The sequence below is a fragment of the Halomonas sp. NO4 genome (assembly GCF_010994375.1).
Classification (GTDB): Bacteria; Pseudomonadota; Gammaproteobacteria; order Pseudomonadales; family Halomonadaceae; genus Halomonas.
Map to the genome: position 1 here is coordinate 71,300 of NZ_WHMA01000008.1, position 24,022 is coordinate 95,321.

Genomic DNA, 24,022 nt, shown 5'->3' on the forward strand with positions numbered 1-24,022 from the left:
CCATCGAAGCAGCGCATCACAGGGATGCCCTGCCCCGATACGAACGTCAATGGCCGCCCATCAGTTTTTCGACGGCTTCCGGATCGTCATGCACGGCGTAGCGGTCGACGATGGTGGCGCTCGCCTCGTTGAGGCCGATCAGCTCGACGTCGGTGCCCTCACGACGGAACTTGATCACCACGCGATCCAGCGCCTGCACGGCGGTAATATCCCAGAAGTGTGCCCGTGACAGGTCGATGGTGACGCGCTCTACGGACTCCTTGAAGTCGAAGGCATCGCCGAAGCGCTCGGAGGAGGCGAAGAACACCTGGCCCACCACCCGGTAGACACGCGCGTTGCCGTCGTCGGCCTCCTCAGAGCCGATGTAGAGGATGTTGCCCACCTTGTTGGCGAAGAACATGGCGGCGAGCAGCACGCCAACGAAGACGCCGATGGCCAGGTTGTGGGTACCCACGGTCACGACCACGGTGGCGACCATGACGAAGTTGGTGCTCATCGGGTGCTTCTTGAGGTCCTTGATAGAGCTCCAGCTGAAGGTACCGATCGAGACCATGATCATCACCGCGACGAGCGCGGCCATGGGTATCTGCGACACCCAGTCGGCGAGGAAAACCACCATCAACAGCAACGCCACGCCGGCAATCAGCGTCGACATCCTCCGCCGGCCGCCGGATTTGATGTTGATCACCGACTGGCCGATCATCGCGCAGCCCGCCATGCCGCCCAGCAGGCCGGCGCCGATGTTGGCGATGCCCTGACCCTTGCACTCGCGGTTCTTGTCGCTTTTGGTATCGGTCAGATCGTCGATGATGGTGGCGGTCATCATCGACTCGAGCAGGCCCACCACGGTGAGCATCAGCGAATAGGGCAGGATGATCAGCAGGGTCTCGAGGTTGAGCGGCACCTCCGGCCAGAGAAAGACCGGCAGGCTGTCGGGCAGCTCGCCCATGTCGCCCACGCTGCGAATCTCCATGCCGGTGGCCAGGTAGACGGCGGTGAGCACCACGATGCACACCAGAGGCGAGGGCAGCGTCTTGCCGATCACCGGCAGGTAGGGGAAGCCGTAGATGATCGCCAAGCCGGCCGCGGTCATGGCATACACATGCCAAGTGACGCCTGTTAATTCAGGAAGTTGGGCCATAAAGATCAGGATCGCCAGGGCGTTGACGAAGCCGGTGACCACCGAGCGCGACACGAAGCGCATCAGGTCGGCGAGCTTGAGATACCCCGCGATGATCTGCAGGACACCGGTGAGCAGCGTCGCCGCCAGCAGGTACTCGAGGCCGTGCTCCTTGACCAGGGTGATCATCAGCAGCGCCATGGCACCGGTGGCCGCCGAGATCATGCCTGAGCGACCACCAGCAAAGGCGATGATTACGCAGATGGCAAAGGAGGCATAGAGGCCCACCTTGGGGTCGACGCCGGCGATGATCGAGAAGGCGATAGCCTCGGGAATCAACGCCAGGGCCACGACGATGCCCGCGAGAGTGTCGCCCTTGAGGTTGGAGAACCAACTCAGTTTCATTTTTTCGTACATGCTGCGGTCCATTCAGGGGTGGTTATGGGGCCACGAACGGCGGCACGCCGGCCAACGCTTGCCGAGCCTCGTTCGACAGGGCGGGCGTTCGTGGGTGTCTGATTACTGTCGAGCTAGCTGGGGAGGCGCCAGGGCGCCGAAGACATCGATACGATGTCGTGCACTGATGCCGTCAAGGCGGCACCAGCGCGAAAGAGAAGGCGGGATCGTGCGCTAGGGCGGCGTGGCCAGCCCAGTCAGAGGCGTCGTCACGTGCGGTCGTTCCTCGGCTCCGGGTCTCGGAATACCGCCTGCGACCTTGGTCTAGGCAGCACCCCCGAAAGAGCGCGAAAGTCTAGCAGAGATCGTGCTGCAGTGCATCTTGACGCTGCCGCCACTCCAGGCGGCGCTCGTAGAGCCCCTTGGCGAGCAGGGTGCCGAGCACTAGAGCGCCCCCCACCAGGGCGATGGGCGCCGGGCGCTCGTCGAGAATCCACCATACCCAGAGCGTGCCCACCACCACCTCGAGCAGCATCAGCAGCCCCACCTCGGCGGCCGGCAGGTAGAGTGGCCCGCGCTGGATCAGCGTGAAGCCCAGCGGCAGCAGTCCCAGGCACAGCAGTACCAGCCATACCAGGCTGTCGGACGACGGAAGCCGCAAGCCCACCGTCAGGCTGCCGAAGACGGCCGCCACCACGGCCACGATCAGCCCGGAGAGCGTCAGCATGGGGCTCATGTCGATACCCGGGCGGGTACGGCACAGGGTGAAATTGGCGGCCAGGCTGGTGGCCGCCAGCAGCGCAAAGGCGTTGCCAATCCAAGAGCCAGCGCCGGCGTCGTCGAGCACGATCATCGAGGTGCCCAGCAGGCACAGCCAGATGGCCAGCCAGGTGCGCCTCGGCAGGCGCTCGCGGAGAAAGAGGCGCGACAGCAGCGCGGCGATCAGCGGCGCACCGGCCAGGATCATCAGCACATTGCCGCCCTTGGTGTACTGGTTGCCCAGCACGAAGCCGAAGGTGGAGCCGCTGAACAGCAGTGCCACGCCGATGCCGGTCCAGCCGCAGCGCCGGTAGGCGGCGGCGAAACCCCGGCCATGGCGCGCTACGACGATGGCAATGAACCCGAGCGCGGTGAGCAGGCCCCGCCACACCAGGATCTCGGCGTCGGGCAGGCCGATCAGCTTGATCAGCAGGGCATCGGGGGAAATGATCAGGGCACCGCCGCCGGTCATCAGCAGACCCTGCTGGCGGTGCGACAACCACTGGTTCAAGGCGACCTCGCGTACCGTTGAGTCGCCTCAGGGTGCCACAGGAGGGACACGCCGCCCATCAGGCGCTGTCACCGGAGGCGGGTGGCGTGCCGCCGCCCTTGCCGGTGCGCATCTCGCGGAAGGCCTCCATCAGGTCGATGGGCAGCGGCACCACGATGGTGGAGGCGTTCTTGTTGCTCATGTCGCTCATGGTCTGCAGGTAGCGCAGCTGCAGCGCGGCCGAGTTCTCGGACATGATGTTGGCCGCCTCGACCAGCTTCTTGGAGGCCTGCAACTCGCCCTCGGCGTGGATCACCTTGGCGCGCCGCTCGCGCTCGGCCTCTGCCTGGCGGGCGATGGCGCGGATCATGCTCTCGTCCAGATCGACGTGCTTGATCTCCACGTTGGCCACCTTGATCCCCCAGCCTTCCGCCGAGGCATCGATGATCTCCTGGATGTCGTCGTTGAGCTTGTCGCGCTCGGAGAGCATCTCGTCCAGATCGTGCTTGCCGAGCACCGAACGCAGGGTGGTCTGGGCCAGCTGGCTGGTGGCATTGACGAAGTGCTCCACCTGGATGATCGCCTTCTCCGGGTCCACCACCCGGAAGTAGAGTACCGCGTTGACCTTGACGGTGACGTTGTCCTGGGAGATGACGTCCTGCTCGGGCACATCCATGGTGATCACCCGCAGATCCACCACTTGCATCTTCTGGATGGCGGGGATGACGATGATCAGCCCCGGCCCCTTCACCGCCTGGAAACGCCCCAGGAAGAACACCACGCCGCGCTTGTACTCGGGCAGGATGCGAATCGAGGCCGCGAGCAGCATCAGCAGCAGTACGACCGGAACGAGATAGGAAATCATCATGGCTGTGTCTCCCTGTGAGTCATCAACGGTCAGATACGTGGCCGCGCGCCGGCATCAGGCGTTCTCGCGGCGTTGGGGCGCCTCCAGCGGCTCGACGTCGACGGTCAGCCCGTCGATGCCCACCACCCGTACGCTCTCTCCCTTGCGCAGCGGACGGGAGCTGCGGGCGTTCCAGCGTTCGCCGCGCAGCCGCACGTGCCCCTCAGTCTCGAAGTCTTCCAGCACCGTGGCCTCGCTGCCCTGGAGCTCCTCCTGGCCGGTCTTCGCCGGCCGCCGGCGCAGCCCCAGGAAGCGCGTCATCACCCACAGCATCAATACGGCCGCCAGCAGGGCGACACCCCCGATCAGCGGCAGCGAGATACTCAGATTGTCCGCGTCCATCAGAATCACCGATCCGATCACGAAGGCGACGATGCCGCCGATACCGAGGATGCCGAAGCTGGGCATCAGCGCCTCGCCCACGATCAAGCCCAGGCCCACCAGGATGAGCGCCAGCCCCGCGTAGTTGACGGGCAGCACCTGGAAGGCGAACAGCGCCAACAGCAGGCAGATGATACCGATGGTGCCCGGTACCAGGCTGCCCGGGTTGGAGAGCTCGAACACCAGCCCGTAGAAGCCGATGATCATCAGGAAATAGGCGACATTGGGGTTGGTGATGACCTGGAGCAGCTGGGTGCGCCAGTCCGGGTCGAAGCGCTCGATGGCGAGCCCCGCCGTGCTGAGTTCCCGCTCGCCGTACTCCATGACCACCGTGCGCCCGTCGATCTGTTCGAGCAGGTCGTCGAGGTCGCGGGCGACCACGTCGATGACATTGCGCTCCAGCGCTTGCGAGGCGGTGAGGTTGACGGCTTCGCGCACCGCCTCCTCGGCCCAGTCGGCGTTGCGCCCGTGGCGCTCGGCCAGCGAGCGGATGTAGGAGACGGCATCCTCCAGCACCTTGCGCTCCATGGCGGTCTCGCCGCGGCGCGGCTCGTCATTCGCCGTCTCGTCCGCGGCTTCCGCGTCGGCCGCGTCCTCGTCGGAGGCCTCGCCGTTGCTCTCGCCGGTCTCTTCCTCGCCGGTCTCTTCCTCGGCGCTCCCTTGGCCTTCTTCTTCCTCCTCGCCGCCCAGGCCGGGCAGGCCGCCACCGCCCATCTGCACCGGCGTCGCCGAGCCCAGGTGGGTGGCCGGCGCCATGGCCGCCACATGGCTGCCGTAGATCAGGTAGGTGCCCGCGCTGGCGGCCCGGGCCCCGCTGGGCGAGACATAGATCGCCACCGGCACGCTGGCATTGAGCATGGCGGTAATCATGTCGCGCATGGAGGCGTCCAGGCCGCCCGGGGTGTCCATCTCCACCACCACCAGCTCGGCATTGCGCTCGGCCGCGCGCTCCAGGCCGCGCTGGAAGTAGTCGTTGGTGGCCGGGCCGATGGTGCCCTCGACGGTCATCACCAGCGCGGTCCGCTGGCTCTCCTGCGCTTGGCTCTGCCAGGCCGCGAGCCCGCCAAGGACCAGGCAGACCAGGCTGAGCAGCAGCAACAGGCGATGTCCGAGGCTCCCTAGCCGTGCACTCATGATGCCCTGTCCTCCCATCGCGGCCACCCGAACCGGGTCCTTGCCGAACAGACCGCCGCTGGCACGGGTTGGTTCAGCTTCTTCTGATTCCAGCCTAGCAGCCTGTCGGACTTGGCGCTGATCCGCACCGGCGGCAAAAGGGCCCGGTGCCGTCTCACCGTACCGGGCCCTGCAGAGCTTTCATCGTTTTCGGGTCACAAATCGTGCGGCTCCCCGGCGTAGCGCTTCTGCACCTCGACCACGTAGGCGGAGAGCGAGGTCAGCTCCTCGCTGCCCCAGGCCAGCGGCTCGGCCTCCATGGGTGCCACCATGCAGATCTGCACCATCTCGTCGGCATGCACCTCCGGCATGTTGAACTGGTTGCGGGCCATGGCCACCTCGTGGGGGAAGGGCTGCTCGAAGGTTGCCGGGTAGCCGATGTCGTTCCCCTCGCTGCCGTGGCAGGTGGCACAGGCCATGCCGTTGGTGCTCAAGGAGGTGTCGGAGTAGAGCGCCTCGCTGCGAGCCAGCAGCTTGCGGCGTTTGTCGCCATGGTATGACATAGTGGTTCTCCTCCATGGCTCTCGAAGATTGTCGGTATTGTTTCGATCTCATTAGCCAGGGTCATGGCGCACCGTTGCGACGCAGCGGTGTCACTTGGTAGGTCAAGCCCGGCCGGACTTACACTCGGCCGCCGGCGGGCCCTGTAAGGAAAGCGACGACAGCGCGACCATGCACTGACCGAAATTCACAGTCACGCCGAGGAGCCCATGTCGGATACCGTCACCCACACGTCGCCTGCGACTCGCGACCTGTGCAATCGCCTGGAACGGGCGCTGACCCGGGCCGGCCGCGGCGGTGGCGTTCGTGACCTGCGCCCCATGGCCGATACCGGCCTGGCGCACCACCACCTGTGGCTGACCCGAGACGGCGACGACTGGGTGGCGCGGCTACCCAAGCAGAGCCAGCTCGGCCTGGATGCCCACGCCAATCTCGACTACCAGGCCGCTTGCTTCGAGCGCGCCGGGCGCAGCGGCCATGCGCCCTCGCTGCACGGCGTGCTCTCCCCGTCGGAGGAGCTGCCGCGCGGGGGCCTGCTGGTCAGCGCCGTACGCGGTCGCGCCGCCCGGCTACCCGCAGACCTGCCGGCCATCGCCGAGGCCCTGGCCCACCTGCACGGCCTGCCGTTGCCACCGCGCGACAAACGCCCGCCGCTGCTGGCGCCGGCCGATCCCTGGGCGGCGATGCGCGAGGAGGTCGCCGGCCAGGCCGACTACCTCGAGGCGGCAGGGCTCACGGCGGCCGTGCGCCAGCGCCTGGAGAACGAACTGGCCGCCCTGCCCACGCAACTGCCCGACAGCGCCACGGCCCGACCGCGACTGATCAGTTTCGATGCCCACCCGGGCAACTTCCTGATCCGCGACGACGGCAGCGCCGTGCTGGTCGACCTGGAGAAGTGCCGCTACGGACTGACCGGCTTCGACCTGGCCCACGCCAGCCTCTACACCTCCACCACCTGGGACGTCGCCAGCCATGCCGAGCTGAGCCCCGCGCAGGTGGCCGACTTCTATCGCCGCTGGATGGCCATCAGCGGCCTCGACGACGTGGCGACTCTGCTCACCTGCCGGCGCGCCATGTGGCTCTGGTCTCTCACCTGGTGCGCCAAGTGGCGGGCCAGCCACGGCCGCGCCCAGGACACCGAGGCGCAGGGTGAGGACTGGTCGGCCGAGCTCAGCGACGCCGCCCTGATCGCCCATGTGCGCGACCGGGTCGACCACTACCTGTCCCTGCCCGCCATCAAACACGTCCAACGCGAGTTCGACGCCCTGGCCACCACTCTGGAAAAGGATGCCTGACGATGTCCCACGCCTTTGTTGATCGCCTCGCTCTACGGGCAAGCGTCGCGCTCACCGCCCTCTCTCTCGCCACCCTCGCGCTGGCCGCCCCGCTGGCGGCCGCTCCCGACCCGGCCGACTGGGACGCCGTGCGCGAGCAGGCCCGTGGCCAGACGGTCTACTGGAACGCCTGGGGCGGCGACACCCGCACCAACGCCTACATCGCCTGGGTGGGCGAGCAGATGGCAGCCGAGCTTGACGTGGAGGTGGTCCACGTCAAGCTCGATGACACCGGCACCGCCGTGTCCCGGGTGGTAGCGGAGAAGGCGGCGGGCAACGTTACCGACGGCAGCATCGACCTCGTCTGGATCAACGGCGAGAACTTCGCCGCCATGAAGGCGCGCGACCTGCTCTTCGGCCCCTTCGCCGAGGCGTTGCCGCACTTCGCGCTGACCCGCCCCGAGGCCAATCCCGAGGTGGTAACCGACTTCACCCTGCCTACCGAGGGCTTTGAATCGCCCTGGGGCAAGGCGCAGATCACCTTCTACTACGATAGCGAGGCGGTGGAGACGCCGCCGGCGAGCATCGCGGCGCTGCTCGACTGGGCGGAAGCCAACCCCGGGCGGTTCACCTACCCGCGCATTCCCGACTTCACCGGCAGCACTTTCCTCAAGCAGGCACTGATCGCCCTGACGGACGGACAGGCGCGCGACGCCCTCTATGCGCCGATCGAGGAGAGCGACTTCGACGCCATGACCGCGCCGCTGTGGGAGTACCTGGACGCCCTGCATCCCCACCTGTGGCGCAGCGGCCGCCAGTTTCCCGCTTCGGGCCCGGAGCTGCGCAGCCTGATGGGCAGCGGTGAGCTGGCTCTCGCCTTCACCTTCTACCCCTCCGAGCCGGCCGCCGCGGTGGCCGACCAGGAGTTGCCGCCGAGCACGCGCAGCTACGTGCTGGACGAGGGTACCCTGGGCAACGTGCACTTCGTGGCCATTCCCTTCAATTCGCCGCACAAGGCGGGGGCCATGGTGCTCGCCAACTTCCTGCTCTCCGCCGAGGCCCAGGCCCTCAAGCAGGACCTGGCCGTGTGGGGTGACCGTACCGTGCTCGATGTCGCCCATCTCGATCCCGAGACCCAGGCGCTGTTCGCCGTGGACGAGGAAAACCCAGCGATGCTGCCCGCCGAGGCGTTGCACGAGACGCTGCCCGAGCCGCACCCCAGCTGGATGGATGCCCTGGAAGCGGCCTGGCAGGCCCGCTACGTCGGTGACTGAAACTCACCACGCTGTGAGGCCGTGACGCCATGCTGCGTCTGGTTCCCGCGCTGATCGTCACCCTGCTGGTGGGGCCCATTCTCGCCGGCGTGGCCATGGTGCTGCTGCCCGCCTTCGGCTACCTGCCGGCGCTGGGCGGCGATACCCTCACCCTGGCGCCGTGGCGCGAGCTGCTGGCCCAGCCGGGCCTGGCGCGCTCGGTGGGGGTGAGCTTCGCCAGCGGCCTGGTCACCACGGTGGTGTCACTGGCCGTGGTGCTGCTGTTCCTGGCCGGCGCCTCGGGCACGCGGCTCGACCACTGGCTGCGCCGGCTGGTCTCGCCGCTGCTGTCGCTGCCCCACGCCGCCGCTGCCTTCGGACTGGCCTTCCTGATCGCCCCCTCGGGGCTGGCGGCACGGTGGCTCTCGCCGGGACTGACCGGCTGGGAGCGCCCCCCGGATCTGCTCATCGTCCAGGACCCCTGGGGGCTCTCGCTGATGGCGGGGCTGATCATCAAGGAGATCCCCTTCCTGCTGCTGATGAGCCTGGCCGCCCTGCCCCAGTTGGAGGCACCGCGCCGCGTGGCCATGGCTCGCTCGCTCGGCTATCGCCCCGCCCTGGCCTGGCTCAAGGCGGTGGCCCCGGCGCTCTACCCGCTGATCCGCCTGCCGGTCTATGCGGTGATCGCCTTCGCCTCCTCCGTGGTGGACGTGGCGATGATCCTGGGTCCCAGCCTGCCACCCACGCTTGCCGTGTCGATCCTCACCTGGTTCAACGACCCGGACCTCTCCCGACGCTTTCTTGCCTCGGCGGGAGCGGTGCTGCAGCTGGGCGTGACCCTGGCGGCCCTGGCCACCTGGTGGGGCCTGGAGTGCGGAGTCCGCCGACTGGGGCGGCGCTGGGTCGAAGGCGGCCAGCGCCGCTGCGGCGAAGTGCCGCTGCGCCTCGCCGGCAAGGGCGCACTGCTCGTGGCCACCCTCACCGCCGGCCTGGGGCTCGTTGGCCTGGCTTTCTACTCCGTGGCCGGCTTCTGGCGCTTTCCCGACGCCCTGCCCGCCAGCCTTACGCTCACCCACTGGACCCGCGCCCTGCCCACCCTGGGTGGGCCGGTCGCCACCACGCTGGTGATCGCGGCAAGCGCCACGCTGCTCGCCCTGGTCCTGGCCCTGGCCGCCCTGGAGAACGAGCAGCGCAGCGGACGCCATCCTGCCGAGGGGCGTCTTGCCTCGGCGCTGACGCTGCTCTACCTGCCACTGATCGTGCCGCAGATCGCCTTTCTCTTCGGCCTGGTGGTGCTGCTCGAGACCCTGGGGCTGCGTGCTCGCCTCGCCCTGGTGATCCTCGGCCACCTGCTCTTCGTGCTGCCCTACGTCTTCCTGTCGCTGGCCGAGGCCTATCGCCGCTTCGACCCGCGCTGGGACCAGCTCACCCTCACCCTGGGCCGCTCGCGCAACGCCACTTTCTGGCGGGTACGCCTGCCCATCCTGCTCGCCCCGATGCTCACCGCCGCCGCCGTGGGCTTGGCAGTCAGCATCGGTCAGTACCTGCCCACCCAACTGCTGGGCGCCGGGCGTATCACCACCGTGACCACCGAGGCGGTGTCGCTCGCCGCCGGCGCCAACCGCCGGGTGATTGGCGTCTGGGCGCTGGTCCAGGCGAGCCTGCCACTGCTGGGTTTCGTCATTGCCCTCGGCGTGCCGCGCTTGCTGTGGGCGAAGCGCCGCGACCTGCAAGGAGCGCCATGAACGACCGACACACCCTGACCCTCGACGCCATTCGCATCGCATTGGACGGCAAGACGCTGATCGCGATCGACAGCGAAGTGGGCCCCGGCGAGGTCCTCACCGTGATGGGCCCTTCCGGCTCGGGCAAGTCGACCCTGCTCGCCTACCTCGCCGGCTTTCTCTCCCCGGCCTTCCAGGCACGGGGGCGCGTGCGGCTGGATGGCCGCGATATCACCGACCGCCCCGCCGAGCAGCGCGACATCGGCCTGCTCTTCCAGGACCCGCTGCTCTTCCCCCACCTCTCGGTGGCCGGCAACCTGCGCTTCGGCCTGCCGCGCCGGACGCCCGACAAGGCGGCCCGCATCGACCAGGCACTGGCGGAAGTGGGTCTGGCGGACTACGGAGAGCGCGACCCGGCCACGCTCTCCGGCGGTCAGAAGGCGCGCGTGGCCCTGATGCGCCTGCTGCTCTCCGCGCCCTGCGCGGTGCTGCTCGACGAGCCCTTCTCCCGGCTCGATACGCAGCTGCGCCAGGAGATGCGTCAGCTCGTCTTCTCCCGCTTGCGCGATGCCGGCCTGCCGAGCCTGCTGGTCACCCACGACCGGGAAGATGCCGACGCCGCCGGCGGGCGGGTGATCGAGCTCAAGGACTGAGTGCCGCAAGATCACAGGCTGCTTCATCCCGCCACAGCGCGTAGCAAAACGGCCAGGTATCACCTGGCCGAAAAGGATGGACGTCGAGCAACCACTGGCATCAGTGCATGCTCGTTCTCAGTCGGTAAGCATTTCTGTCATCGCCTCCCAGCTGCTGACCCCGTACTTCCAGCATGTAACGTCCTGGCTGCAGGGCACGAACAAGGGTGAAGTTGCCACCCCGTTCCATGGACTCCGCCACGACATTGCCCCTCTCGTCCCGCAGCACGGCGCGCAGCCGCGCATGGTGAAAACCAGCAGGCCACAGGTCGCTGTCGATCCGAACCTCGGCCGGGGCTTCGAGCTGCAACTGGTAGCGGTGAATACCGCCCACGTACTGGGAGGGCGAGTTGCCTACTTTAAGCTGATAATCTCTTGCCATGGCCTGGCCTGTCACACCGGACAATAGCGCCATCGCCAGCAAGGCGATCACCCATCTGGCCATGCCGTTCATGGATGTGTCTCCTCTGGTATGGGCGGCCTGAGAGCCGCCCGGTACGGGCAGACGGTTCACAGCAAATCCTCCGCCCATTCGAAGCATAATCCTTGCAGGAGCCTGCATAGCTGCCGCAGGTAATAATATTTACTGCTATACCGCTCGTTTTTGGGAGCAAGCCGCCAGGCCGATCCAGGGAATGCCTGGCTGCCTCGCGCTATCCTTGTCGGGCGTCGCCGGGGCTGCTCCGCCGCGTGCCGCGTAAGGCTCTCCGACTCACGACGACCCTCTCTAAACCCGCAACCGGATGGATAGGATGGACAGACCGCCGCTCAGCGTGATCATCCCGACCCTGAACGAGGCCGAGGGCGTCGAAGCGACGCTCACCGCCCTGCTCGACTTGCGGGGCAGTGACGTGGAGGTCATCGTCGCCGACGGCGGCAGCCGGGACGCCACCGTGGCGCTGGCATGCCCGCTCGCCTCGCAGGTGATCGAGGCCCCACCCGGGCGTGCGCGGCAGATGAACGCCGGCGCCCGGGCGAGCCGCGGCGAGCAGCTGCTTTTCCTGCATGCCGACACCCGGCTGCCCAAACGCGCCGACCGACTGGTCGCGCAAGCGCTGGCCGGGCCGCGCTGCTGGGGGCGCTTCGACGTGCGCCTGGCCGGCCGCCATCCGCTGCTGCCGATGATCGCCTGGGCCATGAACCGCCGCTCGCGGCTCACCGGCATCGCCACCGGCGACCAGGCCCTGTTCATGACCCGCGAGGCCTTCGCGGCCGTGGGCGGCTTTCCCGACCAGCCGCTGATGGAGGACATCGAACTCAGTCGACGGCTGAAGCGCCTCTCGCCGCCGGCCTGCCTGCGCGCCAAGGTCACCACCTCCGGGCGCCGCTGGGAGCAGAGCGGCGCCTGGGCGACCATTCATCTGATGTGGCGGCTGCGCTGGCGCTACTGGCGCGGCGAGTCGCCCGAAACACTGGCCATGGAGTATCGCGATGTGCGCTGAACCCGAGGGCGACTTCCCCCTCGCGCTCCTTGCCAAGGGGCCGATTCCCGGGCAGGTCAAGACCCGCCTGATTCCCGCGCTGGGCGAAAGCGAAGCCGCCGTGCTCCATGAGAGCTTGCTGCGCCATACACTCGCCCTGGCCATCCAGGCCACCGCGCCCCACCGCATCACCCTGTGGACGGCCCTCGATCACGCCCACCCGCTCTTCCTCGAGTTGGCCAGCCGCCACGGCATCGGCTTGCGTGCCCAACCGGAAGGCGACTTGGGTGAGCGTATGTACTGCGCCCTGGCCGCCATGGACGGGCCGGGCCTGGTGATCGGCAGCGACTGCCCGGTGCTCACGGCGCCACTGCTCGCGCGCTGCTGGCAGGCCCTCACCACGGCCGATGCCGTCTGCCTGCCCGCCGAAGATGGCGGCTATGCGCTCATCGGTGCACGCCGTGCCGAGCCCCGGCTCTTCACCGGCATCGACTGGGGCACGAAGCGCGTCATGGCCCAGACACGGGAGCGCCTGCACGAACTGGGCTGGCAGCTGGCCTGTCCGGCCACCGTCTGGGACGTCGACCGCCCCAAGGACGTGGCGCGCTGGCGGGATCTGGAACGCCTTGCCGCGGGGAGGAGCGGTCCGGCATGCTGAGCCTCACCGCCTTCCGCGCAGGAGTGCCCGACGTGACCCAAGAGCCACAGGACGAGCGCATGCAGCGCCTGGCCGCCGTCCGCCCCCGCCTGCTCCCCTTCGCCCGCCTGCGCCTGCGCAACGGCATCGAGCACGGCTGGCTGAAGTATGGACCGAACGATACAAAAAAGGGCGACCCGCAAGGCCAAGACGACAGAGGAGACACCCGTCCGGCCGGGCGTCTTGCGACACGACCTCACCCAAGCCGCCCGACTGCCTCGCTTGACTCGGCGGCGGCCTCTCAGGCCAGGCGCACGTCCCCCTTTCCCGCCCGCTTGGCGACGTACATGGCGCTGTCCGCGCGCTGCAGCAGCGTCTCCGGCGTGAGGTCGCCATCCGGCGCGTAGGGCGCCACGCCGATGCTCGCGCTCACCCGCGCCTCGCCCCGGGGCAGCATCAGCGGCCGATCAATGACGGCGATCAGCTTGCGCGCCACCGCCAGGGCATCCTCGGCGCCGATGCCCTCCAGCACGACCACGAACTCGTCACCGGCCAGGCGCCCCACGCTGTCGGTCTCGCGCACCGCCTCGCGCAGACGCGCGGCGATCTCACGCAGCAGGCTGTCGCCGGCCGCGTAGCCCTGAGCATCGTTGACCGCCTTGAAGCCGTCGAGGTCGATGAACAGCAGCGCCAGCGGCGCCCCCAGGCGACGGGCCCGCGCCATGGCCTCGGGTAGCCGTTCGTTCAGGGCCCGGCGGTTGGGCAGTTGGGTGAGTGGATCGGTGCGCGACTCTCGCTCGCGCAGCGCCTCGAGCTGGCGCCGTTCGCGAATGTCGTGGATAAACAGGCTCAGTCGCACCTTGCCGGCCAGGGTCCAGCGACGACAGTGCACTTCCAGGGGCAGGCGCGTGCCGTCGCGGCAGCGCGCCTCGAGCTCGCTGACCGCGTCGACCCTCGGCTCGCCCTCGGGAAACAGCAGCTCGGGCAAGCTTTGCCCCCAAACCTCCTCCCGCTGCCAGCCGAACAGCAGCTCGGCGGCCCGATTCCAGTAGCGGATATGCCCGTCGGCATCGGTGTCGACATAGGCATCGAAGGCGTTCTCGATCACCAGGGTCAGCTCTTGGGTGCGCTCCGCCACCTCGGCTTCCAGCGACTGGTTGAGCCGTGCCAGGGCGGCCTCGGCCGCCTTGCGCGACTGGATGTTCTCGGCGATGCAGATGACATACTCCAGCTCGCCCCCGGGCCCCAGCTTGGACGTGAGGTGCAGGTTGACCCACAGCGTTTTGCCGTGACGGGTCAGCCAGCGCAGCTCGAGGTGCAGGGTCGCGCGCTCGCCCGCCATCAGCTCGGCGAGGCGCTGCCGCTCGGTGTCACGGTCGTCGGGGTGGGTGATCCCCGGCGGCGTGACGCCGATCAGCTCGCCCTCCGTGTAGCCGAGCATTCGGCACAGGCTGGGATTGACGCTGACCCAGCCGCCGTCGAGAGCCAGCAGTGCCATGCCCATGGAGCTCTGATCGAAGACGGCGCGGAAACGCTGCGCCAGGGCCTCGCGATCGCGCTCGGAGCGCTGGCGTCCCCGCCGCTCGTCGACGAGCTGCTCACGGCGATGGATGTCATGGCACAGCACCTCGGCGAGGTCGCGCAGCATCGTCAGCTCCGCCTCGGTGAGGCGACGCGGGTGCCGATCGGCGATGCACAGCGAACCGATGGCCAGCCCGCCGGTGGTGCGCAGGGACACCCCGGCATAGAAGCGAAGCCCCTCCTCTGTGTCGACGGCGGGATGGTCGGCGAAGCGCGGATCACGACGCAGGTCCTCCACCACCAAGGGCCCACTCTGGGCGATGGTATGAGCGCAGATCGCTTCGCTCCGCGGCGTAGCGCACATGCCAAAGCCAACCTCGGCCGCCAGCCGTTGCTCGGTCTCGCCGATCAGGGTCACCGCCGCCATGGGCACGTCGAGGCAGCGCGTTGCCAGGCGTGTCATCCGCTCGAAGAGGGGGTCGTCGCGCGACTCCAGCAGGTGCAGCGAATGCAGTACCGCCAGCCGCTCCGTCTCGTCAGCCGGGACCGGATACCTCACCATGCCGCTGTCCTGCCTCTTGCCGGATGTGTCATTTCAGCATGGTGACAAATCGGCCCTGTGACCGTCAGCCCCTTGTGGCCCAGGGTTGCCTCCGCTCAGCGCACCGGCGAACTCATCCCAGTCGCTCGGCCAGGGCGTCGAGGTCGGCCACGGTCATGTCGGGCTCGATGCCCCAGGGGTCGAAGGGGGCCTCGGAGCTGCGCCGCACCCAGGCGGCGTGCAGCCCGGCGTGGCGCGCCCCGATGACATCGAAGGGATTGCTGGAGATCAGCCAGGTGTCGCCGGGGTCGACCTCGAGGCGCTGGCGCAGGTGGGCGTAGACCGCCGGGTCGGGCTTGAAGCGCTTGACCTCGTCGACGCTGACCACCGCCTCGAAGTGGGCGCGGATGCCCGCCTGGTCGAGCAGCCCCTCCACCGCCGCGGCGGTGCCGTTGGAGAAGGCCACGCAGCGCACCCCGGCGCGGTCGAGGCGGGCCAGCGCCGCGGCCGTCTCGGGGAAGGCCGGCAGCCGGGCGTAGACCTCCATCAGATGATCCTTGTCGGTCTCACGAAGCTCGGTCTGCAGTGCCCGGTCGGTGAAGTCCAGCGCCTCGCGGGTGCACTGCGAGAAGGGCACGTAGGCGCCCATCAGGCCGCGGCGGAAGCTGTACTCGAGCTGCTTGTCACGCCAGCGCCGGGAGAAGTCGGCGGCCTGCGCTGCCTTGCCTGAGGCGGAGAGACGCGTTTCCAGTTCGGTGACCACACCGTGGGTATCGATCAGGGTGCCGTAGACATCGAAGGCCAGTACCTTGGCGGACATCGCCATCCTTCCTCTGTTGGGTGATAGCTGGGGATGAGCCCCCAGTCAGCCTGCGGCAGTCGCCGCGCGGGGGCAAGTCGACCTCTGGCCAAGCCGCTCAGCCGGCAGCAAACCGCTCGAGGGCGAAGGCGGCGATGGCGGTGTCCTGCACGCCGGTCCCGGTCAGGTCGCACACCGTGATGGTGGCGTCGGTCAGGCGCAGGCGCTGCCCTTCGGCGATCACCCGGCCGAGCTCGTGCACCTTGAAGGGGGGCTCCCGGCCGGCGAAGACCTTGAGCTCGCCGTTGGTCTCGCTCTGGGCGCGGGTGTCGGCGACGAAGGCGTCGGCGCGAATCATCACCTCGTCGTCGAGCTCGCGTTTGTCGGGACTGTCGGCGCCCATGGCGGTGACGTGCACGCCCTCGGGCAGATCCTGGGCACGCAGGAGCGGCTCGCGGGCCGGGGTGGTGGTAATGATGATATCGGCCTCTTGGCAGGCGCGGTTCACGCTGTCATGCACGTTGACGGCAAGCCCCGTCGCGCGCATCCGCTCGGCGTAGGCCTCGGCGGCCTCGCGGCGTCGCGCCCAGACATCAAGGGTATCGATATCGCGCACCAGGCGCAGCGCCCGGACCTGCTGCTCGGCCTGCTCGCCGGCCCCCAGCACCGCCACCCGGTGGCTGTTCGCCCGCGACAGGTGCTTGGCGGCCAGGGCCCCGGCCAGCGCCGTGCGCACCATGGTGAGATACCCCTCGTCGAAGAGCACCGCCTCGACGAGGCCCGTCTCGGCCGAGAACACCATCATCAGGCCGTTGAGGCTCGGCAAACCGCGCTGGGGGTTGTCGAAGGCCCCGGTGCTCACCTTGATGGCGAAGCGCTTGGCGCCCTGGATGTGCGCGGTCTTGACGTCCACCTCGCTGCCGAACTCCGCCATGGCCATGGAGAGAATCGGCGGCTGCACCGCCTCGTCGCGCCCCAGCGCGGCGAAACCCGCCTCCACCGCGGCCAGGGCGTCGGCATCGAGGGTCACGACCTCGGCAATGGCATCGCGCTGATAGAGCTGCATGGCAACCTCCGAAGGGAAGACGCAGAAAGACTGCTAGCGTCCCGCCAGGGTCCGAGCCTGGTCAAGGGTTTCCAGCGCCACGCCGTTGCCGGAGAGGATCAGCGCTACCGTCTCGCCGCGTACGTCAATGCCGTGCTCGGCGAGCGCCGCCAGGCCCACCGCGGCGGCGCCTTCCACCAGGAGTTTCTCGTGCTCGAGGATATCGACCATGGCACGAGCGATGGCCGCCTCGGAGACCTGGTAGTGGTCGTCCATGACCTCGCCTACCAACGCGAAGGTGCAGAGATTGTCGAGGCCGATGCCGCCGCCCAGCGAATCGGCCAGGCTCTCAACCTCCGCCACGGCGACGGGATGGCCGGCCTTGAGGCTCTCCCACATGGCCGCGCCGTGCGTGAGACTGACGCCGGTCACACGTGCCTCGGGGCGAATGGCCTTCACTGCCGCGCCGATGCCGCCCAACAGCCCGCCGCCGGAGAGCCCGACGATGACGCGGTCGAGGTTCGGCACGTCTTCCAGCAGTTCCACGCCGATGGTGCCCTGCCCCGCCACGATCAGCGGGTCATCGAAGGGCGGGATCAGCGTCATGCCCTGCTCGCGCACCAGCCGCTCGACCTCGGCGAAGGCCTCGTCCTGACTCGCGCCGACGCGCCTCGCCTCGGCGCCCAGCGCCTCGATGGCGGCCACCTTGTTTGCCGGCACCAGCCGGGAGAGGCAGATCACTGCCGGCACCCCGAGCCGCGACGCCGCATGGGCTACCGCGCGGCCATGGTTGCCGGTGGAGGCGGTGGTGACGCCGGCGGCCAGGGCATCGCGGCCGTGGCGCTCGATCAAGGCAGCGATCATGTTGGTGGCGCCGCGCAGCTTGAAGGCGCCGGTGGGCTGGCAGGTCTCGAGCTTGAGACGGATATCGGCATCGAAGCGTTCGGAAAGCGCCGCCGAGCGCACCAGCGGCGTGCGCACCGCCTGGCCGGCAAGGCGGTGGCGTGCCCGGTAGATCGCTTCCAGCGTCACGCCGTGTATGGGTTCGGTCATGTCACCTCCCCCTCAATACCTGGACGCTGCAGATACCGAGTGGGAGGGAGCTTCAGCTCGCGAAGCAGCGCGTAGCGCTGCCCTAAATCGGGCGCCTTTCGGCGCCTTCGTCGAAGCGTCGAACCGCCGGCAAAGCCGGCCTCCCACTGCCACTCACTAACAGCAGCAGACACCAATCACTATGAAGCCTTCTCTCATATGACCAACCTCGCCGCGGGCTGGCCGGGGCGAGGTCGAGACATGCCAAAGGCGCGATCAGGCGAGCTGGGCCTCGCCGCTGCGCACCAGTTCGTCGGCCACCTGATCGACGGCTCGCCGGGTGCGGGCGACGATCTCGTCGACCTCGGCGCGGGTGGCCACCAAGGGCGGTGCGAAGCCCAGAATGTCACCCTGGGGCATGGCGCGGGCGATCAGATTCTGTTCCAGCGCGGCGGCGGCGATGCGCGGGCCGACCTTGAGCGCCGGGTCGAAGGCCCGGCGCCGGACCGGGTCGGCGGCGAACTCGAGTGCCGCCAGCATGCCCACCCCACGCACGTCGCCGACCAGCGGATGATCGGCGAAGGCGGCCTGCATCTCGCGCTGTAGGTAGGCGCCGGTCTCGGCGGCGTTGGCGGTGAGTCCCTCGCGCTCGATGATGGCCAGGTTGGCCAGCGCCGCGGCACAGCCCAGGGCATGGCCGGAATAGGTCCAGCCATGGCCGATGGGGCCGTACTCGCCGGTGCCCTGCTCCAGCACGTTCCACACGCGGTCGCCGACGATGACGCCGGAGAGCGGCTGATAGGCGCTGGTCAGGCCCTTGGCGACGGTGATCAGGTCGGGCTGGATGCCGTAGTAGTGGCTGCCGAAGTCGGCGCCGATCCGGCCGAAGCCGCACACCACCTCGTCGGCGATCAGCAGCACGTCGTACTTGGCGAGCACCGCCTGGATCGCCTCCCAGTAGCCCTCGGGCGGCGGCACGATGCCGCCGGTGCCGAGCACCGGCTCGCCGATGAAGGCGGCCACGGTCTCCGGGCCCTCGGCCAGGATCATCGCCTCGAGCTTCTCGGCACAGTGCCGGGAGAACTCGCGCTCGCTCACGCCCTTGAGCTCGGCGGCGCGCTGGTAGTAGAACGGCGCCTCGGTATGGCGGATCGTCTCGATGGGCAGGTCGAAATGGTCGTGGAACGCCTTGAGGCCGGTGAGCGAGCCGGAGGCGATGCCGGAGCCGTGGTAGCCCCGCTGGCGCGCGATCACCTTCTTCTTCTGCGGGCGGCCCAGCACGTTGTTGTAGTAGCGCACGAGCTTGAGCTGGGTCTCGTTGGCATCAGAGCCGCCCAGGCCGTAGTAGACCTTGGACATGCCGGGGCCGGCGAGCGCGAGGAGCTTCTCGGAAAGCGCGATCTGCGGCTCGTTGGAGTGGCCCACGTAGGTGTGGTAGTAGGAGAGCTCCAGCGCCTGCTGGTAGATGGCTTCCGCCACCTCGGTCCGCCCGTAGCCGATGTTGACGCAATACAGCCCGGCGAAACCGTCGATGAACTCGCGGCCGTCCTTGTCGATCACATGGATGCCCTTGCCACCGGTGATCACGCGCCCGGGCGCATCGCCCTGGGCGAAGTCGCGCAGGTGGGTGGAGGCATGGAAGGTGACCTGGCGGTCGCGGTCGATCAAATCCTTATGCAAGCTCATATCGCTCTCTCTTCTGTCAAGGCTCCCCGGCTCCGCCGGGGAGAGTGTTTTCAATAGTGATTCGTTCGTGTGTGGGAGGGCGATTTATCGCGCGAAGCAGCGCGCAGCGCTGCCAGGTAAGGGCGCCTGGCGGCGCCTTCGCCCGGCAGAGCCGGCCTCCCACAGAACCGGGGCTCAACTACCCGATACGGAGCCCAGGGCGCCGAGGCAGTAATACTTCGTCTCCAGATACTCATCGATGCCGGTGATACCGCCCTCGCGGCCCAGACCCGACTGCTTGACGCCGCCGAAGGGCACGGGAGGGCCGGTCATCTTCACCGAGTTGACCGCCACCATGCCGTACTCCAGGGCCCGCAGCAGCTTCCAGATGCGGCGGATGTCGTGGGTATAGATGTAGGCGGCGAGGCCGTACTCGGTATCGTTGGCCATCTCGATCACCTGGTCGTCATCCGAGTAGGCGGTGATCCCGGCCACTGGGGCAAAGTTCTCCTCGCGCCACACCTTCATCTCCGGGGTCACGCCGGTGAGCAGCACCGGCATGAAGAAGTTCTCGCCCGGCGCCTGGCCCTGGTCGCCGGCCACCAGGTTGGCCCCCTGGGAGATGGCGTCGTCGACGATGCTGGCGGCCTTCTCCACCGCCTGGCGGTGGATCAGCGGGCCCAGGTCGATCTCCGGCTCGAGGCCGTTGCCCACGGTGAGCGCCGCCATGCGCTCGGCGAACTGCTCGACGAAGGCGTCGTGGATCGACTCGTGGACCAGGATGCGGTTGGCCGCCAGGCAGTCTTGCCCCGCGGTCTGGAACTTGGCCGCCACGGCGGCGTAGGCCGCCTCCTTGGGGTCCATGTCCTGGCCGACGATGAAGGGGGCATTCCCTCCCAATTCGAGGGAAACGCGCTTCACCGTACCCGCGCACTGCTCGAGCAGCAGCCGACCGACCCGAGTGGAGCCGGTGAAGGAGAGCGCCTTGATGCGCTCCTCGGCGCACAGGAGCTTCGACACCTCGGCGGCCTCCCCGAGCACCACGTTGAACACCCCGGCGGGAATGCCGGCGCGCTCGGCTAGCTCGGCGAGCGCCAGCGCCGAGAAGGGGGTCTCGCCGGCCGGCTTGACGATCACCGGGCAGCCGGCGGCCATGGCGGCGGCGGCCTTGCGGGTGATCATGGCCAGCGGGAAGTTCCACGGCGTGATCAGCGCGGCGATGCCCACCGGCTCCTTGAGGGTGCCGAGCGCGGCATTGGGAATGTGGCTGGGGATGGTCTCGCCGTAGGCGCGCTTGCCTTCCTCGGCGAACCAGCGCACGAAGCTGGCCCCGTACTCCACCTCGCCGCGCGCATCGGGCAGCGGCTTGCCCTGCTCCAGGGTCATGATCGTCGCCAGATCCTCGCGGTTGGCCTGCAGCAGGTCGTACCAGGCGAGCAGGCGCTCGCAGCGCTCGTCGGCGCGCAGCGCGCGCCAGTGCACGAAGGCCGCCTCGGCGGCATCCACGGCGCTGCGGATCTGGTCGGGTTCGAGCCAGGGGATGTGACCCAGGGCCTCGCCGGTGGCCGGGTCGATCACGGCCTGCTCGCGGCCGGCGTCACCGTGGGTCCACTTGCCGTCGATATAGGCGTACTGACGGAACAGGCGCGGATCGTTCAGCGCATTGGTCAGCGTCTTGGACAGTTTCATGCTGCACCTCCCCTTGCACGCCGGCCCGGTCGAGGGCCGGCGGTGGCAAAAATGGCCGGGCGGTGGGCCACCGCTCGATACCTACAGGGTAAGGGAGCGACGGACACGGGAGTTTTTGAAAGGCGGCAGCACGCATGGAGGTTTTTTTGTCATGGGCGGCAGGCATGCGGTTTTTTCTGCGCTGCCGCCGCATCGTCTTTCAGCCGGTCTCATCCGGCGGGCGGGCCAGCCAGCGCCGCCTCGGTGAACACCAGCAGGCCCAGTTCCGGGCGGTAGCCGTGGATCTCCGTGACGTCGAGTGCCTGCAGAAAGTACAGGATGTCAGCGCTGACCACCTGCCCCGGTACCAGCACGGGGAAGCCCGGCGGATAGGGGATCACGAAGCTCGCCGAGACCACGTCGCGGCCGTGCTGCATCTGCGCCTGCAGTTCGCCATTGTCGAAGCGCAGGTATTCGGTGTTCTCCTCGTCGTAGCTGAGGAAATAGGCGCTGCGGATATCGCCCTCCGGAGTGTCGCTGGTCGGCTTGGGACGGAAGGCGTCGTGGAAGCGGCTGAAATCGGGCAGCGGCGGCAGCTCCTGGGTCAGCGAGTGCACCCGCTTCTCGATGATCTTGCGCTCGGGGCGGCTGCTCTCCTCCCAGCGATACTCGAACTCCTTGGCCAGCTTCATCAGCACGTCGAGCAGGTAGGCGATGGCGCCGCGCGAGGTACCGATGTTGGTCATGAACAGCACGGTGTTGCGCGAGGTCTTGTTGATCTGGATGCCGTACTGGTTCATCAGGTACTCGTTCTTGAAGGCGTCGCCGTCGACCCCAGTGGTGCCGATGGCGATGGTGATCCGCGTGGGGTCGACCACGAACTCGTCGCGCGCCCAGGCCTCCTCCATCTGGTTCCACCCGGTGACCGGGTCGTAATAGGACTCGACCCCCGACTCGCGGTAGGCCGCGGGCACCATGTCGCTGTTCTTGAGCACCCGGAAGTACTTCTGCAGCAAGGGGTTGCTGTAGAGCTGCTCGCGCAGCGACAGCGCCGTCTCCACCTGGGCGTGGACCAGCTCGAAGCCCTCCATCTCTGCCTGCATGCGCCCCACGTCCAGCGAGGCGAGGATCTGGTAGTTGGGCGAGGTGGAGGTGTGGGTCATGTAGGCCTCGTGGAAGGGCGCCTCCACGCGATGCCGGAAGTCCTGGTCGTAGACATGGATCATCGACCCCTGGCGCAGCGAGGTGAGCGTCTTGTGGGTCGAGTGGGTGGCATAGGTGCGGATGCGCACCCGCTCCGGATCGGGCATTAGCCTCCGATCGAGCCAGGTGGTGTCGTCGTCGGGGTCGAGCTGATCGAATTCCGCCTTCCAGGCGGCGTACTCCTCGTGGTAGGCCTCGCTGCGATAACGGTAGCGCAGGGTGCGGGCGGTGTTCATGGCGGTGCGCGGCCGGTAGGTGGGATTGAAGGAAGCGAAGGCGAACCACGCTTCGTCCCACAGGAACACCAGGTCGGGCTTGATCGCCAGGCACTCCTCCATCACCCGGCGCACGTTGTAGACGATGCCGTCGAAGGTGCAGTTGGTGAGCAGCAGCATCTTGACCTTGTCGAGCTGCCCGGACCGCTTGTAGGCGAGCAGGGTCTTCTTGATCTCGTGCAGCGGCACGGCGCCGTACATGGAGTAGTCGTCGAGGGGATAGGAGTCCAGGTAGCAGACATGCGCCCCGGACAGCACCATGCCGTAGTGGTGCGACTTGTGGCAGTCGCGGTCGATGAGCACGATATCGCCCGGCTTGATGAGCGCCTGTACCACGATCTTGTTGGCCGTCGAGGTGCCGTTGGTGACGAAGTAGCTGTGGCGGGCCCCGAACGCCCGCGCGGCGTACTCCTGGGCCTTCTTGATGGGGCCATAGGGCTGCAGCAGGGAATCCAGCCCCCCCGAGGTCGCCGAGGTCTCGGCAAGGAAGATGTTGATGCCGTAGAAGTCGATCATCTGCCCCGCCCAGTGCGAGCGGGTCACCGACTTCCCCCGCGAGATGGGCATGGCGTGGAAGACGCCGGTGGGCTTCTTGCTGTACTCGCGCAGCGCATCGAAGAAGGGGGTGCGGTAGCGGCTGTCGATGGCGCGCAGGATGGTGTGGTGCTGCTCGATGTAATCCGTCTCGCGGTAGAAGATGCGGTTGAAGAAGCGGATGTCGCGGCTCGCCGTGGCCTCGACCTCGCCGCTGGTGACCAGGAACTGGTCGATCTCGGGGCGCAGCTCGTGGATCATCGAGCTGAGCAGGATGCTGCGCTCCGCCTCGGTCTGATGATCGAGATGGCTCTCCGAGAGGCCCTCGAGGTAGTTGCGCAGCGCGCTCAGGTTGTACTTCGACTTGTAGGGGAACTCGTAGCGGATCAGGCAGGCCTGGATGTTGGGGTTGACCAGCACCGCGATCAGCGCGTCCTCGAAGCTTCGCACCGTGACCACGTCGTAGACGAAGCGGTCCTCGGGGCGGCGCAGATTGTGGAAGGCCTCGCGCACCACCTCCTCTTCCTGGGCGGAGAGGTTGTCGACGATGAGCAGCTCGAAGTAGGGCTGGGCCGCGCTGTTGGAGGCCGGATGGCCGCGCCGGAGCTGGTTGAGGGCATCGAGAGTCTCCAGGTCCTCGGCATCGGCGTCGGTCTCGGAGAGGTCGACGTGGCGGCGACGGTAGGACTCGCTGATCAGCGCCCGCACCAGGCGCTTGACCACCTTCTCGAGCAGCACGTACTCCTCGCGGTTGAACAGCGCCCAGAGGTGGCGGAAGTCCTCCTTGGAGGGGAAGGCGTGGTAGTCCTCGATGATCTCGAGGCGCGTCAGCTTGACGTCGACCGCCTTGACCAGGTTGCGGACACGGCTCTCGTCGCCGCCGCGCACCAGCAGGCCCAGGTCGCGCTTGAGCGCATTCCAGGTATCGGCGCGCAGATGGGTGATCTTGTGATAGAAGCCCAGCGCCGTGTAGGGCGTTTCGGTATGGCTGCTCTCTTGCTGCATGGCGAC

19 protein-coding genes are annotated in these 24,022 nt (G+C 68.0%); 6 read left to right on the forward strand and 13 right to left on the reverse strand.

Going from position 1 to position 24,022, the window contains the following annotated elements; all coding sequences use genetic code 11:
• Window positions 1-46: 46 nt before the first annotated feature.
• From FEF15_RS08380 to FEF15_RS08400, 5 genes are all read right to left on the reverse strand, one after another.
• Window positions 47-1,537, reverse strand: a complete 1,491-nt coding sequence (locus FEF15_RS08380; RefSeq protein WP_163558703.1) for a SulP family inorganic anion transporter — start codon at window positions 1,535-1,537, stop codon at window positions 47-49.
• Window positions 1,538-1,871: 334 nt separating this feature from the next.
• Window positions 1,872-2,786, reverse strand: coding sequence for a DMT family transporter (locus FEF15_RS08385; protein ID WP_163558704.1), 915 nt, complete (start codon window positions 2,784-2,786; stop codon window positions 1,872-1,874).
• Between the two features lie 58 nt (window positions 2,787-2,844).
• Complete coding sequence (locus FEF15_RS08390) at window positions 2,845-3,633, reverse strand: slipin family protein (protein ID WP_163558705.1); 789 nt, start codon at window positions 3,631-3,633, stop codon at window positions 2,845-2,847.
• Window positions 3,634-3,687: 54 nt separating this feature from the next.
• The gene (locus tag FEF15_RS08395) at window positions 3,688-5,187 is read right to left on the reverse strand and encodes a nodulation protein NfeD (protein ID WP_163558706.1); all 1,500 of its coding nucleotides are present in this window, start codon (window positions 5,185-5,187) and stop codon (window positions 3,688-3,690) included.
• Between the two features lie 194 nt (window positions 5,188-5,381).
• A complete protein-coding gene (locus FEF15_RS08400; RefSeq protein ID WP_163558707.1) occupies window positions 5,382-5,729 on the reverse strand; it encodes a hypothetical protein in 348 nt (115 codons plus the stop codon).
• A 207-nt stretch (window positions 5,730-5,936) separates the two neighbouring features.
• Between FEF15_RS08400 and FEF15_RS08405 the strand changes: the two genes are divergently transcribed.
• Genes FEF15_RS08405 through FEF15_RS08420 form a run of 4 tightly spaced genes read left to right on the forward strand, consistent with a single transcriptional unit; the run spans window position 5,937 to window position 10,631 of the window.
• Window positions 5,937-7,022, forward strand: coding sequence for an aminoglycoside phosphotransferase family protein (locus FEF15_RS08405; protein ID WP_163558708.1), 1,086 nt, complete (start codon window positions 5,937-5,939; stop codon window positions 7,020-7,022).
• A gap of 2 nt (window positions 7,023-7,024) precedes the next feature.
• Complete coding sequence (locus FEF15_RS08410) at window positions 7,025-8,275, forward strand: ABC transporter substrate-binding protein (RefSeq protein WP_163558709.1); 1,251 nt, start codon at window positions 7,025-7,027, stop codon at window positions 8,273-8,275.
• A 29-nt stretch (window positions 8,276-8,304) separates the two neighbouring features.
• Window positions 8,305-9,999: an ABC transporter permease subunit gene (locus FEF15_RS08415; RefSeq protein WP_163558710.1), complete on the forward strand. Its 1,695-nt coding sequence runs from the start codon at window positions 8,305-8,307 to the stop codon at window positions 9,997-9,999.
• Window positions 9,996-10,631, forward strand: a complete 636-nt coding sequence (locus FEF15_RS08420; RefSeq protein ID WP_163558711.1) for an ATP-binding cassette domain-containing protein — start codon at window positions 9,996-9,998, stop codon at window positions 10,629-10,631. Before FEF15_RS08415 ends, FEF15_RS08420 begins: the two co-directional genes overlap by 4 nt.
• Window positions 10,632-10,731: 100 nt before the next feature.
• On the opposite strand, the gene FEF15_RS08425 is transcribed toward FEF15_RS08420, so the two are convergent.
• Window positions 10,732-11,124 (reverse strand): hypothetical protein, encoded by a 393-nt coding sequence (locus FEF15_RS08425; RefSeq protein ID WP_163558712.1) that lies wholly within the window; start codon window positions 11,122-11,124, stop codon window positions 10,732-10,734.
• Window positions 11,125-11,422: 298 nt separating this feature from the next.
• Here FEF15_RS08425 and FEF15_RS08430 point away from each other — a divergent pair, with 298 nt between their 5' ends.
• Together FEF15_RS08430 and FEF15_RS08435 are read left to right on the forward strand one after the other, a co-directional pair.
• Complete coding sequence (locus FEF15_RS08430) at window positions 11,423-12,112, forward strand: TIGR04283 family arsenosugar biosynthesis glycosyltransferase (RefSeq protein ID WP_163558713.1); 690 nt, start codon at window positions 11,423-11,425, stop codon at window positions 12,110-12,112.
• Window positions 12,102-12,749, forward strand: a complete 648-nt coding sequence (locus tag FEF15_RS08435) for a TIGR04282 family arsenosugar biosynthesis glycosyltransferase (RefSeq protein ID WP_163558714.1) — start codon at window positions 12,102-12,104, stop codon at window positions 12,747-12,749. Before FEF15_RS08430 ends, FEF15_RS08435 begins: the two co-directional genes overlap by 11 nt.
• Before the next feature lie 280 nt (window positions 12,750-13,029).
• Here FEF15_RS08435 and FEF15_RS08440 read toward each other — a convergent pair whose 3' ends face one another.
• The 7 genes from FEF15_RS08440 to FEF15_RS08470 form a co-directional block, all read right to left on the reverse strand.
• Window positions 13,030-14,811: a diguanylate cyclase gene (locus FEF15_RS08440; RefSeq protein WP_163558715.1), complete on the reverse strand. Its 1,782-nt coding sequence runs from the start codon at window positions 14,809-14,811 to the stop codon at window positions 13,030-13,032.
• A 112-nt stretch (window positions 14,812-14,923) separates the two neighbouring features.
• A complete protein-coding gene (locus FEF15_RS08445) occupies window positions 14,924-15,610 on the reverse strand; it encodes a haloacid dehalogenase type II (RefSeq protein WP_163558716.1) in 687 nt (228 codons plus the stop codon).
• Window positions 15,611-15,707: 97 nt separating this feature from the next.
• Window positions 15,708-16,655: a cyclodeaminase gene (locus FEF15_RS08450; protein ID WP_163558717.1), complete on the reverse strand. Its 948-nt coding sequence runs from the start codon at window positions 16,653-16,655 to the stop codon at window positions 15,708-15,710.
• A gap of 33 nt (window positions 16,656-16,688) precedes the next feature.
• The gene (eutB, locus tag FEF15_RS08455) at window positions 16,689-17,687 is read right to left on the reverse strand and encodes a hydroxyectoine utilization dehydratase EutB (RefSeq protein ID WP_163558718.1); all 999 of its coding nucleotides are present in this window, start codon (window positions 17,685-17,687) and stop codon (window positions 16,689-16,691) included.
• Window positions 17,688-17,942: 255 nt separating this feature from the next.
• The gene (locus FEF15_RS08460; RefSeq protein WP_163558719.1) at window positions 17,943-19,352 is read right to left on the reverse strand and encodes an aminotransferase; all 1,410 of its coding nucleotides are present in this window, start codon (window positions 19,350-19,352) and stop codon (window positions 17,943-17,945) included.
• Window positions 19,353-19,526: 174 nt separating this feature from the next.
• Complete coding sequence (locus FEF15_RS08465) at window positions 19,527-21,020, reverse strand: NAD-dependent succinate-semialdehyde dehydrogenase (protein ID WP_163558720.1); 1,494 nt, start codon at window positions 21,018-21,020, stop codon at window positions 19,527-19,529.
• 209 nt (window positions 21,021-21,229) lie between these two features.
• Entirely contained in the window at window positions 21,230-24,016 is a 2,787-nt protein-coding gene (locus FEF15_RS08470; protein ID WP_163558721.1) for a beta-eliminating lyase-related protein, read from the reverse strand.
• Window positions 24,017-24,022 lie beyond the last annotated feature (6 nt).

Excerpts from the sequence above, each read along its gene's own strand:
- FEF15_RS08380 (WP_163558703.1), bottom strand. The coding sequence starts at position 1,537 with ATGTACGAAAAAATGAAACTGAGTTGGTTCTCCAACCTCAAGGGCGAC.
- FEF15_RS08390 (WP_163558705.1), bottom strand. The coding sequence starts at position 3,633 with ATGATGATTTCCTATCTCGTTCCGGTCGTACTGCTGCTGATGCTGCTC.
- FEF15_RS08395 (WP_163558706.1), bottom strand. The coding sequence starts at position 5,187 with ATGAGTGCACGGCTAGGGAGCCTCGGACATCGCCTGTTGCTGCTGCTC.
- FEF15_RS08400 (WP_163558707.1), bottom strand. The coding sequence starts at position 5,729 with ATGTCATACCATGGCGACAAACGCCGCAAGCTGCTGGCTCGCAGCGAG.
- FEF15_RS08405 (WP_163558708.1), top strand. The coding sequence starts at position 5,937 with ATGTCGGATACCGTCACCCACACGTCGCCTGCGACTCGCGACCTGTGC.
- FEF15_RS08410 (WP_163558709.1), top strand. The coding sequence starts at position 7,025 with ATGTCCCACGCCTTTGTTGATCGCCTCGCTCTACGGGCAAGCGTCGCG.
- FEF15_RS08415 (WP_163558710.1), top strand. The coding sequence starts at position 8,305 with ATGCTGCGTCTGGTTCCCGCGCTGATCGTCACCCTGCTGGTGGGGCCC.
- FEF15_RS08420 (WP_163558711.1), top strand. The coding sequence starts at position 9,996 with ATGAACGACCGACACACCCTGACCCTCGACGCCATTCGCATCGCATTG.
- FEF15_RS08425 (WP_163558712.1), bottom strand. The coding sequence starts at position 11,124 with ATGAACGGCATGGCCAGATGGGTGATCGCCTTGCTGGCGATGGCGCTA.
- FEF15_RS08430 (WP_163558713.1), top strand. The coding sequence starts at position 11,423 with ATGGACAGACCGCCGCTCAGCGTGATCATCCCGACCCTGAACGAGGCC.
- FEF15_RS08435 (WP_163558714.1), top strand. The coding sequence starts at position 12,102 with ATGTGCGCTGAACCCGAGGGCGACTTCCCCCTCGCGCTCCTTGCCAAG.
- FEF15_RS08440 (WP_163558715.1), bottom strand. The coding sequence starts at position 14,811 with ATGGTGAGGTATCCGGTCCCGGCTGACGAGACGGAGCGGCTGGCGGTA.
- FEF15_RS08445 (WP_163558716.1), bottom strand. The coding sequence starts at position 15,610 with ATGTCCGCCAAGGTACTGGCCTTCGATGTCTACGGCACCCTGATCGAT.
- FEF15_RS08450 (WP_163558717.1), bottom strand. The coding sequence starts at position 16,655 with ATGCAGCTCTATCAGCGCGATGCCATTGCCGAGGTCGTGACCCTCGAT.
- eutB (WP_163558718.1), bottom strand. The coding sequence starts at position 17,687 with ATGACCGAACCCATACACGGCGTGACGCTGGAAGCGATCTACCGGGCA.
- FEF15_RS08460 (WP_163558719.1), bottom strand. The coding sequence starts at position 19,352 with ATGAGCTTGCATAAGGATTTGATCGACCGCGACCGCCAGGTCACCTTC.
- FEF15_RS08465 (WP_163558720.1), bottom strand. The coding sequence starts at position 21,020 with ATGAAACTGTCCAAGACGCTGACCAATGCGCTGAACGATCCGCGCCTG.
- FEF15_RS08470 (WP_163558721.1), bottom strand. The coding sequence starts at position 24,016 with ATGCAGCAAGAGAGCAGCCATACCGAAACGCCCTACACGGCGCTGGGC.